The sequence below is a fragment of the Burkholderiales bacterium genome (assembly GCA_035543335.1).
Classification (GTDB): Bacteria; Pseudomonadota; Gammaproteobacteria; order Burkholderiales; family JAHFRG01; genus JAHFRG01.
Map to the genome: position 1 here is coordinate 54765 of DASZZH010000028.1, position 14561 is coordinate 69325.

At 57.4% G+C, this 14561-nt stretch carries 18 protein-coding genes; 10 read left to right on the plus strand and 8 right to left on the minus strand.

The window, feature by feature from the left end; all coding sequences use genetic code 11:
- Positions 1-2: 2 nt before the first annotated feature.
- Positions 3-965 carry an ABC transporter substrate-binding protein gene (locus VHE58_07585; protein HVS27141.1) on the minus strand — a complete coding sequence of 321 codons (963 nt, stop codon included), beginning with the start codon at positions 963-965 and terminating at the stop codon, positions 3-5.
- A gap of 188 nt (positions 966-1153) precedes the next feature.
- Between VHE58_07585 and VHE58_07590 the strand changes: the two genes are divergently transcribed.
- Positions 1154-1558, plus strand: a complete 405-nt coding sequence (locus VHE58_07590; GenBank protein ID HVS27142.1) for a hypothetical protein — start codon at positions 1154-1156, stop codon at positions 1556-1558.
- Between the two features lie 18 nt (positions 1559-1576).
- On the opposite strand, the gene gstA is transcribed toward VHE58_07590, so the two are convergent.
- Positions 1577-2185 (minus strand): glutathione transferase GstA, encoded by a 609-nt coding sequence (gene gstA, locus VHE58_07595; GenBank protein HVS27143.1) that lies wholly within the window; start codon positions 2183-2185, stop codon positions 1577-1579.
- Positions 2186-2426: 241 nt separating this feature from the next.
- On the opposite strand from gstA, the gene VHE58_07600 reads away from it, so the two are divergent.
- A complete protein-coding gene (locus tag VHE58_07600; GenBank protein HVS27144.1) occupies positions 2427-3233 on the plus strand; it encodes a DUF3014 domain-containing protein in 807 nt (268 codons plus the stop codon).
- Positions 3234-3296: 63 nt separating this feature from the next.
- Here the strand turns inward: VHE58_07600 and VHE58_07605 are convergent, their stop codons facing one another.
- Both VHE58_07605 and VHE58_07610 read right to left on the minus strand, forming a co-directional pair.
- A complete protein-coding gene (locus VHE58_07605; GenBank protein HVS27145.1) occupies positions 3297-3614 on the minus strand; it encodes a CcdB family protein in 318 nt (105 codons plus the stop codon).
- Positions 3614-3862 carry a type II toxin-antitoxin system CcdA family antitoxin gene (locus tag VHE58_07610; protein HVS27146.1) on the minus strand — a complete coding sequence of 83 codons (249 nt, stop codon included), beginning with the start codon at positions 3860-3862 and terminating at the stop codon, positions 3614-3616. Before VHE58_07610 ends, VHE58_07605 begins: the two co-directional genes overlap by 1 nt.
- Positions 3863-3980: 118 nt before the next feature.
- On the opposite strand from VHE58_07610, the gene VHE58_07615 reads away from it, so the two are divergent.
- Both VHE58_07615 and VHE58_07620 read left to right on the plus strand, forming a co-directional pair.
- A complete protein-coding gene (locus VHE58_07615; protein ID HVS27147.1) occupies positions 3981-4805 on the plus strand; it encodes an undecaprenyl-diphosphate phosphatase in 825 nt (274 codons plus the stop codon).
- Positions 4806-4848: 43 nt separating this feature from the next.
- Positions 4849-6060: an MFS transporter gene (locus tag VHE58_07620; GenBank protein HVS27148.1), complete on the plus strand. Its 1212-nt coding sequence runs from the start codon at positions 4849-4851 to the stop codon at positions 6058-6060.
- Positions 6061-6084: 24 nt separating this feature from the next.
- On the opposite strand, the gene VHE58_07625 is transcribed toward VHE58_07620, so the two are convergent.
- Together VHE58_07625 and VHE58_07630 are read right to left on the minus strand one after the other, a co-directional pair.
- Positions 6085-6741, minus strand: coding sequence for a CDGSH iron-sulfur domain-containing protein (locus VHE58_07625; protein HVS27149.1), 657 nt, complete (start codon positions 6739-6741; stop codon positions 6085-6087).
- Between the two features lie 32 nt (positions 6742-6773).
- Positions 6774-7220, minus strand: coding sequence for a rhodanese-like domain-containing protein (locus tag VHE58_07630; protein ID HVS27150.1), 447 nt, complete (start codon positions 7218-7220; stop codon positions 6774-6776).
- Positions 7221-7470: 250 nt separating this feature from the next.
- Here VHE58_07630 and glnA point away from each other — a divergent pair, with 250 nt between their 5' ends.
- The 6 genes from glnA (at position 7471) to ntrC (ending at position 13249) form a co-directional block, all read left to right on the plus strand.
- Complete coding sequence (gene glnA, locus VHE58_07635; GenBank protein ID HVS27151.1) at positions 7471-8883, plus strand: type I glutamate--ammonia ligase; 1413 nt, start codon at positions 7471-7473, stop codon at positions 8881-8883.
- A gap of 247 nt (positions 8884-9130) precedes the next feature.
- Entirely contained in the window at positions 9131-9574 is a 444-nt protein-coding gene (locus VHE58_07640; protein HVS27152.1) for a DUF4124 domain-containing protein, read from the plus strand.
- 309 nt (positions 9575-9883) lie between these two features.
- Entirely contained in the window at positions 9884-10369 is a 486-nt protein-coding gene (locus tag VHE58_07645; protein HVS27153.1) for a DUF4124 domain-containing protein, read from the plus strand.
- A 144-nt stretch (positions 10370-10513) separates the two neighbouring features.
- Positions 10514-10726 (plus strand): hypothetical protein, encoded by a 213-nt coding sequence (locus tag VHE58_07650; GenBank protein ID HVS27154.1) that lies wholly within the window; start codon positions 10514-10516, stop codon positions 10724-10726.
- 55 nt (positions 10727-10781) lie between these two features.
- On the plus strand, positions 10782-11855 hold the full coding sequence (gene glnL, locus VHE58_07655; GenBank protein ID HVS27155.1) for a nitrogen regulation protein NR(II): 1074 nt from the start codon (positions 10782-10784) through the stop codon (positions 11853-11855).
- Positions 11852-13249 (plus strand): nitrogen regulation protein NR(I), encoded by a 1398-nt coding sequence (gene ntrC, locus VHE58_07660; protein ID HVS27156.1) that lies wholly within the window; start codon positions 11852-11854, stop codon positions 13247-13249. The genes glnL and ntrC overlap by 4 nt, the downstream gene beginning before the upstream one ends.
- Here ntrC and xth read toward each other — a convergent pair.
- Entirely contained in the window at positions 13246-14007 is a 762-nt protein-coding gene (xth, locus tag VHE58_07665; protein ID HVS27157.1) for an exodeoxyribonuclease III, read from the minus strand. The two genes, ntrC and xth, sit on opposite strands and share 4 nt — an antisense overlap.
- The gene (locus VHE58_07670) at positions 14007-14558 is read right to left on the minus strand and encodes a glutaredoxin family protein (protein ID HVS27158.1); all 552 of its coding nucleotides are present in this window, start codon (positions 14556-14558) and stop codon (positions 14007-14009) included. The genes xth and VHE58_07670 overlap by 1 nt, the downstream gene beginning before the upstream one ends.
- Positions 14559-14561 lie beyond the last annotated feature (3 nt).

Below are 14561 nucleotides of genomic sequence, written 5' to 3' on the forward strand. Positions count from 1 at the left end.
CTTTACTTGACCTTCAACTCGGCCTTGGCTTTTTCCAGCAGGTCGAGCTTCACCCAATCTTTCGCCGCCGGGGCATTGGCGCCCATCTTGCCCACGCCATATTTCTGCATCAGATCAGTGGTGATCTGGACGTGCTCGACCGTGAGATCATAGGTGTAGGGCGAATTAGCAATCGCATCTTTGAAGTCCTGCGAGGTGATCTGATTCTTAAACATTTGCTCGCGCACGTACTTCTCGGCCACCTCCGGCTTCGCGATGAACAAGGCCGTAGCCTCGACGAATACGTTAAGCAGCTTCTGCGCCACCTGCGGGCGTTCCTTGTAAAGCTTCTCGGTGATCACGAGAGAACGGATCGGCTCGCCCATGGGCGTGTCGTAAGGCTTAATCACCTCTATACCGAACCCCTTGTTGATAGCCTGGGAGGACTGAGGTTCGGATTGGCACATGGCGTCGATGTCCTTGCCCAGCAGCGCCTGGTTGAGATCGGCGTAGGCAAGGTAAACGATTTGCACGTCCTTGCCCGGCTTTTCCGACCAAGTGAGCCCCGCCTTGCTTAGCTCGGCGAAGAGCAGCAGCTCGTGCGCACCGCCGCGCGCGACTCCCACTGTCCTGCCTTTCAGGTCGGCCACTGATTTGATCGCCAAGTCGCTGCGAGCGACGATCCGCGCGCCGCCCTTGGCGAAGCCGGCGACGGCATAAATCGGCACACCCTGCGTGCGCCCCGCAATCGCCCCATCCAGCGCGCTCGCCGCGGCATCAATCTCACCGGCAATAATGGCCGGCAAGATGTCGATGCCCTTCGCGAACATGCGTTCTTCGATTTTGAGCCCGTATTTGGGCGCGATCTCCTTCATATAGGAAACCGCACCGTAGTGAGCAAACTTCAGATTGCCTAATCGGACTACATCTTCAGCCGATGCGTTACCCGCCGTCACGGCGCCGCATACCAGCAGCGCCCACCCCATTTTTCTCAACATATATTCTCCTTTGGCTCAAGCCAGCGCGAGTTTGGCATTATTTTACAACTTTATGTTCTTTTGGCCCAACCGCCCGCGGAAGCGCGGCTCAATATAAGGCGATGAAAAAGCAAATTATGGGGCTAGAGTCATTTTCTTGAGTGACATTTTCGCAGTGGAGTGAGAACATAACAGACATGGGCATCGACATACCGCAGTCAAAACCTACCGAGGGGATGGTGACGCTCACCCATGTCATCTACGGCCTTCACGCCTTCAGCGCGCTGATGGGGATGCTCGGGCCGGCGTTTATCGTGACGGCGTTTCTCACCGGCTGGCCGTCCATCATCGCGGTCATCATCAATTACGCGAGGCGCTCGGACGTACGCGGCACGTATCTCGATTCGCACTTCGGCTGGCAAATCCGCACTTTCTGGTATGCGCTGTTGTTAGTGGTGATCGTAGGAGTACTCATCTTCACCGTCCTCGGCATCCCGTTTGCCTGGATGCTGGCCATTATCGCCGGACTCTGGGTGATTTACCGCATCACCCGCGGCTGGATCGCGCTCATCAACAGCGAGCCGATGCCGGTGCCGAGCTAGCAGAACGTCGCGCAGCTTTTACTTAATCAGCCCTTCCGCTTTCATCGTTTTCTGCACCGTCGGGCGGGCGGCGACGCGGGCCATGTAGTCCTTGAGTTTCGGCCACTTCCCCATATCGATCTTGTGCAAGTTGGTCCAGTTGAGCACCGTGAAGAGGTAGGCGTCCGCCACGCTGAACTTGTCGCCCATCACGTACTGCTTGCCGTCGAGCGCCGCCGTGAGGTAGTCGAAGCGCCGGCCGACCAGGGCGAGCTGAGCTTCTTTCCACTCCGGCGTCATCTTCGGGTTGAAGAACGCGCCGAGGGATTTGTGGACTTCCGTCGCGATGAAGTTCACCCATTCCATCAGGCGGTAGCGGTCCATGGTGCCGGCCTTGGGCGCGAGGCCCGACTCGAGCTTCCGGTCCGCGAGGTATTGAATGATGACGCCGACTTCGGTGAGCACCTGCCCATCATCGAGCTTGAGGGCGGGCACGTAGCCTTTCGGATTGGTCTTCCGGTAATCCTCTCCGCCGGCGGTTTTCATCGCGGCAAAGTCGACCTTATCCAAATCGAAGTTGTAGCCCGCTTCGCGCAGGACGATGTGCGGGGCCATCGAGCAGGCGCCCGGATAGTAGTAGAGCTTCATGTGTGTTTCCTTTCTTTCTGATGTTTACAAGGGATGGGCTGTCGCCGGAATTGACGCTGGTCAAGGTCGGCAGGAACCGGTAAATTTGTCGTCATCAGTTTAACGCATTTATGCGGCAGGCTTTTTATTTGCCGATTGAGCGCCGCAAAGCTAAACTCACATTGTATCTTCGCTGATCTTACGGAACGAAACGGGACGCGTTAAACTCTTAGAGAACACGTAAAGCCAGGAGTTCTTGCTCATGAGAGATCCGATCAAGTGGACAGTTGTCGTTCTCGGGTTGGCTGGTGTTGTGGCCATTTTTTACCCTCGCTGGTACAGCCAAGTGCCGGAGCCGCAGGTTGAACCTCCGGTGCATACCGAAACGCAGCCGGTGCCGGAAACCAAAGCCAAACCGCAGATACTGCATCCGATTGCGGAGGCCGGGGAGCCGGGTAACGAAGTAAAGCCCCTGCCTGCGCTGAGTGAGAGCGATGCGGCGATGCAGGAATCGCTGGCGGGCTTGGTTGGGCAAAAAACGCTTACGGAGTTTTTCTACCTGAATGACATCATCCGCCGCATTGTCGCCACGGTTGACAATCTGCCGCGCGCAAAAGTGGCTTTGCGGCTGATGCCCGTCAAGCCGGTCGCAAGGAAATTTCTGGTGACCGGCGAAGAGGATAATTTCGTTCTCAACCCGGACAATTATTCGCGCTATGCGCCTTACGTCCGGCTGGCAGAGGCCGTGAGCGTCAAAAAGCTCGTCGCGGTCTACGTCCGTTTTTATCCGTTGTTTCAGCAGGCGTATAAAGACCTGGGATATCCATCCGGGTACTTCAACGACCGCCTGGTTGAGGTCATCGACCATCTGCTTGCTGCGCCGGAGGTGCAGGGACCGGTCAAGCTGGTCCAGCCGCGTGTCATGTATCAGTTCGCGGATCCTGAGTTGGAGGCGCTTTCGGCCGGACATAAGATTTTGGTTCGGATGGGCAGCGAGAATGCCGCCGGGATCAAGGCAAAGCTCAAGGAAATCCGGCCGGAGCTGACCGGCCAGGAATTGAAGCAGTAGCGCGGAATTGAACAGTCAGCCCGCAGCATCCGTGTTCGTGAATTGCTGGGTGGCAACCAGAGTTCAGATTCCAGTAAAAACCAAGTCGAGCGCAGCGATGATTGCGTTGCGTTGGCTTGAAAGATTGTCAATCCGCTTACCGAGAATTTTTGCCGGCACGCCCGCCAGTTCGGGTGTCAGCATCATTAGTCTCTTTCCCTCAATTTCATATACAGGATTAAGTCGATCTGCTGCCTTACCCTTGAGTACATCGGGTTTGCAAAGCGGGACGACAACCCGCGTCGCCAGCGGCTCGCGCAAATCCAACTGAACATCGAGCAGGTAGGGAATGCGGGCGCGGGTTGCGGGATTCGAGTTGCGGTAGACGTCAAACTGCGCCATTAAAACGAACGCAATCCATCGCTGAATACGCCGTGCTTGTCAACGTATTCGTTGTAAGCTTCGATTGCGGCACGGTTTTTCTTCAGCCATTCCTCGCGCTGGCGCTGGCGGATGGCTTCGCTCAGGCCGGTCTCGAATATCTGCGACTGGTTGAGCTTGAGGCGCTTGGCCCTTTCCAGCAGGTCGATGTCGACGCTGAGGTTCGCTGCTTTTTTGCGCGAGCGTAGAGCGCGGGTTCGGGTGAGCATGGGGGGCAATCCACTACTGTTTATGCGCATAGTCTATGCGCATTCCGGGCTGTATGTAATCCTGAACATTTCTGCCGCTGGAGTCCCGTATAATGCGGCCATCACGGCCGGAGGATCCATGGATTTTGTATTGCTGTTGAAAGCCCTGATTCTGGGAGTGGTCGAGGGCCTCACTGAATTTCTCCCTGTCTCCAGCACCGGTCACTTGATTCTCGTCGGCGAGCTGCTCGATTTCAACGACGAGAAAGGCAAGGTGTTTGAAATCGCCATCCAGCTCGCGGCCATACTCGCGGTGTGCTGGGAATACCGCGCAAAACTTGTTGAGGTGATTGTCGGCTTGCCATCCAAACCCGCCGCGCAGCGCTTCGCGATGAATTTGTTCATTGCTTTCCTGCCTGCCGCAATTCTTGGCCTTCTGTTCATCAAGACCATCAAGCAGCATTTGTTTCACGCGGTGCCGGTGGCGCTGGCGTTTATCATCGGCGGGTTGATTATTCTCTGGGTCGAGCGCAGGAAGCATGAGATTCGGATTCAGGGAGTGGACGAATTGCGCTGGCAAGATGCGCTGAAAATCGGTTTCGCCCAAGCGCTCGCTTTGATTCCCGGCACTTCGCGCTCGGGCGCGACCATTATCGGCGGATTGTTTTTCGGCCTGTCGCGCCGTGCGGCGACTGAGTTTTCATTTTTCCTTGCCATTCCCACCATGTTCGCCGCCACGTTTTACGATGTGTACAAGCATCGCGATTTGCTCAATGGCGGTGATTTTGGCATGTTTGCGGTAGGTCTTGTTGCTTCGTTCGTGAGCGCCTTCTTCGCGGTGCGCGGGCTGTTGCGCTACATCAGCACTCACGACTTCAGCGTGTTCGCCTGGTACCGGATTGGATTCGGTCTGGTGGTCCTGGCCACTTCCTATAGCGGTCTGGTGAACTGGTCAGCAAGTTAAGACGCCGGTGGCACCCGGCACACACTACTTTTTCAACCCACCCATGATTTCACTGCAACACTACAAGCTGCTTTTTCGCGCGCCCAATGTCGCCCCCGCTGTCCTGGCTTCGGTGATCGGGCGCATTCCCATGAGCATTACCGGTCTGGCGATTCTGCTCTTGGTGCAGTCGAAAGCGGGCTCCTTTGCTTTGGCGGGAGTGGTCAGCGCGCTTTATGTTCTGGGGCTTGCGGTGCTGGCGCCGTTTCTTGGCCGCTTGATCGACCGGGTGGGGCCAAAGCCGGTTTTGAGCATGAGCGCGGTGATGTATCCGGCAGCGCTTATCGCGCTGGTGCTGCTCGTAACCCAGTCCGCTCAATCATTCTGGATCGCTACGTGTGCGGCTGTTGCGGGTGCGGCCATGCCGCCGATCACGGTTTGCATGCGCGCGCTTTATCCGCAATTGCTGAAAGAGGACAAACTGCTGCAAACCGCTTATTCGCTCGATTCGGCGTTGATCGAGATGATTTTCATTCTGGGCCCGAACCTGGTTGCCGCTTTTGTCGCCATGCACTACACGCAGGGTGCGATGCTGTTTGCCGCGGCCTGTGCGCCGCTGGGAAGTTTTGTCTTCCTGCGCTCGCCGGCGATCAAGCGCTGGAAGCTGCATGCGGCGGATCCGCGGCGCAGCCTGCTTGGACCGCTGCATGATCCGCGGCTTCTCGCCATTTTTATCGCCACTGCCCTTTATTCAGCGGCTTTTGGATTGTTCGAAGTCGGGGTCACGGGGTTCGCAACCCATCGAGGCGCGCCTGCTGCCGCAGGCGTGATATTGGGGCTCGCCAGTGTGGGCAGCGCGCTCGGCGTTTTAATGTACGGCAGCCGCGATTGGGTCCTTCCGGTGACCAAACAGTTTCTGCTTGCGCTCGCGGCCATGGCCGCGGGTATTTTATTGGTGGTGCCGGTCAGCAATCTCTATGGGTTCACTGTGGTTGCCATCATCGGCTGCGCGCCGATGTCGGTGGTGTTGGCGGCGACCTCCACCCTGATTTCAAAAATGGCATCGCGCGCAATGCTCGCTGAAAGCTTCACTTGGATGGCGACTTGCCTGCTTGCCGGAATCAGCGCCGGTATCGCCGCAGGCGGTATCCTGGTCGAGCATTTTTCGGCGACACCGGTATTCCTTGCGGCCGCGGCGGTGACTGGAATTGCGGGAATGATAGCCGCGCTGAAGTTATCCGCTAGGTCGCTTCAGCCTGTGAGTGGAGAAACATAAAGCGGTTGGCGTTTCTAGTCGGTTTCAGTTGCGCTCGTCCTTGAATCCGACTTGCCAGTGGGAGCCGTCGCAGAACGGTTTATTTTTGGAGGCGCCGCAACGGCAAAGCGTGTAATGCTCGGTGGAGGCGCCTTCGCCGAAGGCTTGGCCCATCAGTGAGATACCGCCGGTCACGGCGTAGGGGCCATCCCCGGTTACAGTTACTCGGGGCGGCCGTTCCTGGTCGCGGTGTTCTACATCGCTTATTGAATAACTCAATGCGCCGGATGGACAGCGTTTGATGGTTTCGATAATTTTTTCAACAGCCGCTCCGTCGGGATCAATCCACGGCTCTGCGCGCATCTTGAAAACCGAGACAAGCCCGTCAGTGCAATGCCCGGCATGGGCGCAAATGCCGCGATTGTCGTGGATGGTGATGCGCTTGCCTTGGTAGCTCACACGTTTGTTCAAGCTGCCGCCCTCGAACTTTTTGTCGCTGAACCCGCTGGTGCCGTGGGTGCCGTCGCAAAAAGGCTTGTTCTTGGAGCCGCCGCAGCGGCACAGCGCCACGCCGCGCACGCAAGAGAGACTTTTGCCCTTGGAGTTCCGCAGATTGGGGACTACCGCGGGAGCGAGGTCATTGAGCAGGTAGTAAGGCCCGTTAGGAAGGCACGCGATTGCCGGTTTTGAACTAGTGCTCACCTCGAACCTTCTTTTTCGCTCTTGCGCTAAATTCAGCTTTGCACCCACGGAAGGCCCGCCGCGCGCCAGCCGCCCGTGGTGTTGCGGTGACTGCCGCCGTCCTTGTCTCCTTCGAATCCTTCCAGCACGTTAAAGCTGTTGCTATAGCCAGCTTGGTTTGCTGCGACCGCCGCGGTGTGAGAGCGCTGGCCGCTCCTGCACATGAAAAGCACCAGTGAATCCGGGCCCACTTGCTGCTTGAGCTGGTTTAGGAAATTGGGGTTGGGTTGCATGCCTGGATAAGTGAGGAGCTCGATTTCCACGCTGCCGGGAACGCGCCCGACCCAGTCCCACTCGGCGCGGGAGCGCACATCCACCAGCTTCGCGCCTTTCTCGGCCATCAACTGATAGGCTTCGCTGGGGGTGAGTGCTCCCTGGTAAGGCAGCTTCATTTCCTTGGCGCGGCTTTCGGCGGTTTTCAGGATTTCATCGGCTTTCATGGCGGGCTCGCTAGATGTTAGGAGACGACCCATTATAGCTAAAAACCATGGCCGGGCTTACGCACAATAATGGTGCGATTGAAGTTTTTTTGTGCCACTTTAGTGCGCTCTAATCCGCTATTCAACGGCTAAGGACTTGTGGCACAATAGATTGCTCATTTTTAGCAGTGGCACATTTCATGCTCAGCAAGTCCCTGCCGATTTCCTCAATCTTAAAAATACCCTGCACTTTCAATCTTAGGAGAGAAAAATGGCGTCGCCCGCTGATGTATTCAAAATAATCAAGGAAAAAGAGGTCAAGTTCGTGGACCTGCGTTTTACCGACACCCGCGGCAAGGAACAGCATGTCACGGTTCCCGTGAAGGCTTTTAGCGAACTCAAGTTTACTGACGGCCATTTTTTCGACGGTTCGTCCATTGCCGGTTGGAAAAGCATTGAAGCCTCCGACATGGTGTTGCTGCCCGACCCTGACAGCGCCCGCATGGATCCATTTACGGACGAGGCGGTGCTCAATATCACCTGCGACGTGATTGAGCCTTCCGATGGCAAGGGATATGATCGCGATCCGCGCTCAATTGCCAAGCGCGGTGAAGCTTATCTCAAATCCACGGGCATCGCCGACACCGCGTTTTTCGGTCCGGAGCCCGAGTTCTTCATTTTTGACTCCGTGACCTGGAACGTGGACATGTCCGGCTGCTTCGTCAAAATCAAATCCGAAGAAGCACCGTGGTCTTCGGGTGAAGAATTCGAAGGCGGCAACTCGGCGCATCGCGCGCCGGTGAAGGGAGGCTACTTTCCGGTGCCGCCGACCGATAGCCTGCATGACATTCGCAATGCCATGGTGCTCGCAATGGAAGAGCAAGGCGTCGAATGCGAAGTGCACCATCACGAAGTGGCGGCCGCGGGACAAAACGAAATCGGCACCCTGTACAACAGCTTGGTGAAGCGCGCCGACTGGATGCAAATCCTCAAGTACACGATCTGGAACGTGGCGCACTCCTACGGCAAGACCGCGACATTCATGCCCAAGCCCATCGTCGGCGATAACGGCTCCGGCATGCACGTGCACCAGTCGTTGGCGAAGGACGGCAAGAATCTTTTCACCGGCAACGGCTATGCGGGGCTGTCGGAACTCGCACTTTATTACATCGGCGGCATCATCAAGCACGCCAGGGCGTTGAACGCCATCACCAACCCGGGCACCAATTCCTATAAGCGGCTGGTTCCGGGGTTCGAGGCGCCGATCAATCTGGCGTATTCGTCGCGCAACCGTTCTGCGGCGGTGCGTGTGCCGCTGGTGTCGAATCCGAAAGCGCGGCGCATCGAGGTGCGCTTCCCCGATCCGATCACCAACCCCTATCTCGCTTTTACCGCGATGATGATGGCGGGGCTTGACGGCATACAGAAGAAAATTCATCCGGGCGATCCGATCGACAAGAACCTCTATGACCTCCCGCCCGAAGAGGCGAAGAAGGTTCCGCATCCGTGCGCGTCTCTGGAAGAAGCGCTGGAGTGCCTGAACAAGGACCGCGAGTTCCTGACGCGTGGTGGCGTGTTCTCCAACGACATGCTCGACGCTTATGTCGCGCTCAAGATGGAAGAAGTAACGCGCTTTCGCATGACCACGCATCCGGTGGAGTTCGACATGTACTACAGCCTGTAATCGCAACCTGCGTCTGCTCTCGACCAGTTGCGATATCTCTAACCAGGCTGGCAAAGCTCTTACAACAGAGCAGGGTTCCCCGTCCTGTTTTGTTTTTGGTCAACGAAAATTTGCGATGATACGTTGATTGCATTTAAAATTTGGCAAGTATGGCCTACACTGTTAGGCTATTATCCGGCACCGAATGTGGCGAAAAAGAGTCTAAAGCCGCAGGTGCCGTAATCGTCTGGAAGTGTGGGGAAGAAGCATGAGAACTGTATTGGCAGTCGCGTTGTTGCTGGCTTGGACGCCGGCCCTGGCCGAAATCTACAAACATGTGGATAAAGAAGGCCGAATCACCTATTCCAATATTCCAAGCAAGGGCGCGCAAAAGCTCAATCTGGAGCCTTTGACCACTATTCCCGGCTACAAACCGCCGGCTGGCGGGCCAGGCAATTTTCCAAAAGTCGACGCCGAGACGCAAAAAAACCGTGACGGGAAACGCCGCCAGCTTCTTGAAAGCGAGCTGGAGCAGGAAAAAATACAGCTAGAAGAAGCCAAGAAAGCGCTCGCTGAGGCGGAGGCCACGCGCATGGGCGATGAGCGCAATTACCAGAGATTTCTGGATCGCGTTCAGCCGTTCAAGAATGCAGTCGCCGACCACGAAAAGAACGTCGCCGCGCTACAACAAGAGCTCGGCGAGTTCAGGTAAGCGCGTGCGGAAGCGCGGATTCGAGCGGCTCGTGCAAGCGTGGATTCATCTCCAGGTTCGAAAAATTGCGCAGCTGAATGGCGTAGAGTTGCCAAGGAAAAAGAGATGGCGGCAGCTTTATGGTGTGCGCCTCTGGCCCGGTCATGCGGGTTTATTTTTTTCCAAACTTTGCAACTCAAATTAGGACACTACCCGGCCGTTGATTCAATTGAAAATTCCCGGGGCATGGCCTACACTAGCTTGAAGTCGGCACCTCGAGCGCGGAGGAATAAGCTGCGGATGCCGCCCTGATTTTCGAGGTGTGAAAGTATGCGAACTCTTATAGCAATGGTTCTGATGCTCGCCGCGGCGCACGCCGGGGCCGAGATTTACAAGCACGTTGATGAGGACGGCCGCATCACCTATTCCAATATTCCCAGCAAGGGCGCGCAAAAGCTGAATCTTGAGCCGTTCAATACCGACCCTTCGAGCAAGCCCAAAAACCAAACCCCCGATAACTTTCCCAAAGTAGACGCCGAAACGCAAAAAGGCCGCGATTACAAACGCCGCCAAGTTCTTGAGGACGAACTGGCGCAGGAGATGAAAGCACTCGACGAAGCGAAAAAAGCACTTGCCGACGGCGAGGGGGTGAGCCTGGGCGACGAGGCATTCACGGTCACGGGCAAGGACGGGAAGAAAATCATCCGCCACAATTATCAGAGATACTTGGACCGCGTGCAGAAGCTCAAGGATGATATCGCCTCGCACGAAAAGAACGTCGCCGCGCTCCAGCAAGAGCTCGACGGGTTCAGGTAAGCGCGTGCGGAATCGCGGTCTCGAGCGGCTTGCGCAAGCCCGGTTCAGCCTTTAACAGGGTGTTGAAAAACTCTCCGGTAGCCGCGTTTGACACGAAAATGCTCAGATGCAAGGCGCGCGACGAAGGTCGTAGCCAGGACTACGATGCCGAGGAGCGCAACGCAGCAGATGGGCATTTTCGTGCAAACCGGATGGGGCGTGGCTTTCCGGGCGGTCTGCTTTGTCGCTCGCCTTGCGAATATGCAACGGCTATTCGACGCGGCTCGCTTCGCGCATCCCATCCCGGAAAGCCGACGCCGCGGCCCCGTGGAGTTCTTCAACACCCTGTTAAGCCTCATTCGCAGCCGCCCGCCGTAAATCTCCAGCGGTGGCGCGGTTCTTGCTGTAACTTTTCCCGCCTTGGCCTGTGCTCATGATGCCCGCAATCTTTCATGGACTCGAATTGCTTGCCACTGCAGTGATTCTTCTCGACGAGGATCTGCTGATGCAATATGCCAATCCCGCCGCGGAGAACCTGTTTGAGTTGAGCACCCGCAACATCGAAGGACGGCCGCTCGAACAGGTGTTTGACGGGGCGGGCGTGATCACCACCGCCGTGAATTATGCGCTTGACCATAATTGCAGTTACATCGAGCACGATTTGCAGCTTGGTGTGCATGGGCGTCCCAGGCTGCACCTGAGCTGCGCGGTGAGCGCGCTGGAGACACCGTCGGCGCGCGTCCTCCTGGAGTTCAGGCAAATGGATCAGCAACTGAAAATCGCACGGGAAGAGCACATGCTGGAGCAGCAGCAGATGAACCGCGAGCTCATTCGCAACCTGGCGCACGAAATCAAGAACCCGCTGGGCGGCATCCGCGGCGCGGCGCAATTGCTGGAGAGGGAACTTGAGCGCGCCAGCCTGCATGAATACACCCAGGTCATCATCACGGAAGCCGACCGCCTGCAGTCGTTGATGAACCGCCTGCTGATGCCGCACCGTTTGCCGCGGCTGACCGAGATCAACATCCACGAAGTGCTGGAGCAGATGAAAACGGTGTTACTTGCGGAATATCCGCGGGGCATCGAAATCCAGCGTGATTACGACAGCAGTCTGCCGCCGCTTTTCGGCGACCGCGAGCAGTTGATACAGGCGACATTGAATATCATGCGCAATGCGGCGCAGGCGATGCAGGGCAAGGGCAAAATCGTTCTGCGCACGCGCATTGCGCGGCGGACCACGCTGGCGAAGAAGCGCCACCGGCTGGTCATTGCGGTGCAGATCATCAACGACGGGCCGGGCATACCCGAAACGATACGCGAAAGAATTTTTTACCCGCTGGTCTCGGGCAAGGAAGGCGGCAGCGGACTGGGGCTCACCATCGCCCAGACGTTCGTCAACCAGCACCATGGTATTATCGAATGCGAAAGCCGGCCGGGGCACACCTGCTTTACTCTGCTTCTGCCGCTTCCTGAAAACGGCAACGCGCAACCGGAGTCGGCCAGATGAAACCGGTTTGGATTATCGACGACGACCGCTCCATCCGCTGGGTGCTGGAAAAGGCGCTCGCGCGCGAAGGCATCGCGTTCAAAACTTTTGCCGCCGCGCCCGAAGCCATGGCGGCGCTGGGTTCCGACGCGCCGCAGGTGGTGGTATCGGACATCCGCATGCCGGGCGGCTCGGGCCTCGAACTTCTGCAAACGCTCAAGCAGCGCTTCCCGCAACTCCCCGTCATCATCATGACGGCTTACTCCGATTTGGACAGCGCGGTAGCGGCGTTCCAGGGCGGCGCGTTCGAGTATCTGCCCAAGCCGTTCGACGTTGACCATGCGGTGGAATTGATCCGCCGCGCCATGCAGCGGCTATCGTCCGAAGAGGATGAAGCGGAGACGGCGAAGGCTCCGGAAATTCTCGGCCAGGCGGCCTCGATGCAGGAAGTATTTCGGGCGATTGGCAGGCTTTCCCAGTCGCAGGCGACGGTGCTGATTACCGGCGAATCGGGAACCGGCAAGGAGTTGGTAGCGCTAGCTTTGCATCGCCACAGCCCGCGCGCGCAAAAACCGTTCGTTGCGATCAATACGGCCGCCATCCCCAAGGATTTGCTGGAATCCGAATTGTTCGGCCATGAGCGCGGCGCGTTTACCGGCGCGCAGAGCATGCGCCGCGGCCGCTTCGAGCAGGCCGACGCCGGCACCCTGTTTCTTGACGAAATAGGCGACATGCCCGCCGATTTGCAAACCCGCTTGTTGCGGGTGCTGTCCGACGGGCAATTTTATCGTGTGGGCGGGCACCAGCCGATCAAGGCCAACGTGAGGGTCATCGCCGCTACTCACCAGGACCTCGAGCAGCGGGCGAAGCAAGGGTTGTTTCGCGAAGATTTATTCCACCGCCTGAACGTGATTCGGCTGCGCCTGCCGTCCTTGCGCGAACGGCGCGATGACATCCCGCTGCTCGCGCGGCATTTTTTGCAAAAAAGCGCGAGAGAACTCTCGGTGGAGCCGAAACGGCTTTCCGATGCCTTCCTCAAATTTCTCGCTGCCCAGGATTTTCCGGGCAATGTGCGGCAGCTGGAAAACCTCTGTCACTGGCTCACGGTGATGGCGCCGGGGCAGAACATCGAAGTGAAAGACCTGCCGCCCGAGTTGCGCGCGGTGAGCGGCGTTCAGGAAACCGACTGGTCCGGCGCTTTGGAAAAGGAAGTGGAGCGTGCGCTCAACCGCGGCGACAAGGCCATCATGGATGAACTCACCCGGCAGTTCGAGAAAACGCTCATCAGCAAGGCGCTTGCGCATACGGGCGGACGGCGCATCGAGGCCGCGAATTTGCTCGGGCTCGGCCGCAACACGCTCACCCGCAAAATCCAGGAGCTGGGGCTCGAGGAAAAGCCGGATAAAACTGATTAAACTTCTGCCAGAACCGGCGCGTGGTCGGAGGGACGCTCATGCTGGCGCGGCGTGATATCGATGGTGCTGGATTTACACGACGCGGCCAGCGCATCGTTTAACAGGATGTGATCGATGCGCAAGCCTAGATTGCGCTTGAACGCGTTCAGACGGTAATCCCACCAGCTGAAGGATTTTTCCGGCTGCCCAAACAGGCGGAAGCTGTCCTTGAGTCCCAGATCCAGCAGTTCGCGAAAGGCCTGTCGTTCCCTGGGACTCACCAGCACATTGCCTTCCCAGGCTTTGGGGTCGTGCACATCGCGGTCTTCCGGCGCGACATTGAAATCGCCCAGCACCGCAAGCCGGGGGTAGCGTTTGAGTTCCGTTTGCAGCCATTCTTTCAATGCGGCCAGCCAGTCGAGCTTGTAGCGGTATTTGTCCGAGTCCACGTTTTGCCCGTTGGGCACGTAAACGCAAATCACGCGCACGCCGTCAACGGTGGTGGCCAGCAAGCGCTTTTGCTCGTCGCTGAATTCCGGAATTGCAGCGATGATTTCCCCGCCGACCTGCCGGCTCAAAACAGCGACGCCGTTGTAGGTTTTCTGCCCCGTGAATAAAGAATGGTAACCCGCCGCACGAATTTCCCCGGCCGGAAAGTTGGCGTCTTCAAGCTTGGTTTCCTGCAGGCACAGCACATCGGGCTTTTGGGTGGAGAGCCACTCCAGAACCTGCGGCAAGCGGACCTTCAGCGAATTGACGTTCCAGGCGGCAAGCCGCATCAATAAGGCTTGGATTCCGGTGCGGGCGTGGGCGCCGGAGCTTCGCTTGGCTGTGGTCTGGGGGTTCTGCCGCCGGCGGGCGCTCCAGGAACCGGAGCTGAAGGGTAACCTGCGACATTCAACGCATTGTTCCAACTGGATTCTTCAAAGCCTCTGAGCGGTTGAGTGTTGCCCACGACCAGCACCGGCACCACCAAATCTCCTACGATTTTTTTTAACTCATCGGCATTCTCGGGCAAGGTTGGATTTTTTTCGGTGAACGGCACACCGCGCTTGTTCAGTAACTCGCGCGCTCTGGTGCATCCCGCGCCGCAATCGTTGACAAACAGGGTGATAGGGAAATTTTTAACAGCCTGCTGCAGGCCGTAGGATTGACTGCCTTCAATCACGCTCGCGCCGAGCTTTTTTTCCTGAACGTCTTTCACCGAAGGCGGTGGCGGCTGGTCGGAATAATGCACAATGCCCTCGCCATCCACCCAGCGGTAGAGATTCCCGGCCAGGCTCATGCTCGCGGAAAACAGCAAAAGACAAAATAAGAAACGAAGTTTCATAGT

Excerpts from the sequence above, each read along its gene's own strand:
- VHE58_07585 (HVS27141.1), bottom strand. The coding sequence starts at position 965 with ATGGGGTGGGCGCTGCTGGTATGCGGCGCCGTGACGGCGGGTAACGCA.
- VHE58_07590 (HVS27142.1), top strand. The coding sequence starts at position 1,154 with ATGGGCATCGACATACCGCAGTCAAAACCTACCGAGGGGATGGTGACG.
- gstA (HVS27143.1), bottom strand. The coding sequence starts at position 2,185 with ATGAAGCTCTACTACTATCCGGGCGCCTGCTCGATGGCCCCGCACATC.
- VHE58_07600 (HVS27144.1), top strand. The coding sequence starts at position 2,427 with ATGAGAGATCCGATCAAGTGGACAGTTGTCGTTCTCGGGTTGGCTGGT.
- VHE58_07605 (HVS27145.1), bottom strand. The coding sequence starts at position 3,614 with ATGGCGCAGTTTGACGTCTACCGCAACTCGAATCCCGCAACCCGCGCC.
- VHE58_07610 (HVS27146.1), bottom strand. The coding sequence starts at position 3,862 with ATGCTCACCCGAACCCGCGCTCTACGCTCGCGCAAAAAAGCAGCGAAC.
- VHE58_07615 (HVS27147.1), top strand. The coding sequence starts at position 3,981 with ATGGATTTTGTATTGCTGTTGAAAGCCCTGATTCTGGGAGTGGTCGAG.
- VHE58_07620 (HVS27148.1), top strand. The coding sequence starts at position 4,849 with ATGATTTCACTGCAACACTACAAGCTGCTTTTTCGCGCGCCCAATGTC.
- VHE58_07630 (HVS27150.1), bottom strand. The coding sequence starts at position 7,220 with ATGAAAGCCGATGAAATCCTGAAAACCGCCGAAAGCCGCGCCAAGGAA.
- glnA (HVS27151.1), top strand. The coding sequence starts at position 7,471 with ATGGCGTCGCCCGCTGATGTATTCAAAATAATCAAGGAAAAAGAGGTC.
- VHE58_07640 (HVS27152.1), top strand. The coding sequence starts at position 9,131 with ATGAGAACTGTATTGGCAGTCGCGTTGTTGCTGGCTTGGACGCCGGCC.
- VHE58_07645 (HVS27153.1), top strand. The coding sequence starts at position 9,884 with ATGCGAACTCTTATAGCAATGGTTCTGATGCTCGCCGCGGCGCACGCC.
- VHE58_07650 (HVS27154.1), top strand. The coding sequence starts at position 10,514 with ATGCCGAGGAGCGCAACGCAGCAGATGGGCATTTTCGTGCAAACCGGA.
- glnL (HVS27155.1), top strand. The coding sequence starts at position 10,782 with ATGATGCCCGCAATCTTTCATGGACTCGAATTGCTTGCCACTGCAGTG.
- ntrC (HVS27156.1), top strand. The coding sequence starts at position 11,852 with ATGAAACCGGTTTGGATTATCGACGACGACCGCTCCATCCGCTGGGTG.
- xth (HVS27157.1), bottom strand. The coding sequence starts at position 14,007 with ATGCGGCTTGCCGCCTGGAACGTCAATTCGCTGAAGGTCCGCTTGCCG.
- VHE58_07670 (HVS27158.1), bottom strand. The coding sequence starts at position 14,558 with ATGAAACTTCGTTTCTTATTTTGTCTTTTGCTGTTTTCCGCGAGCATG.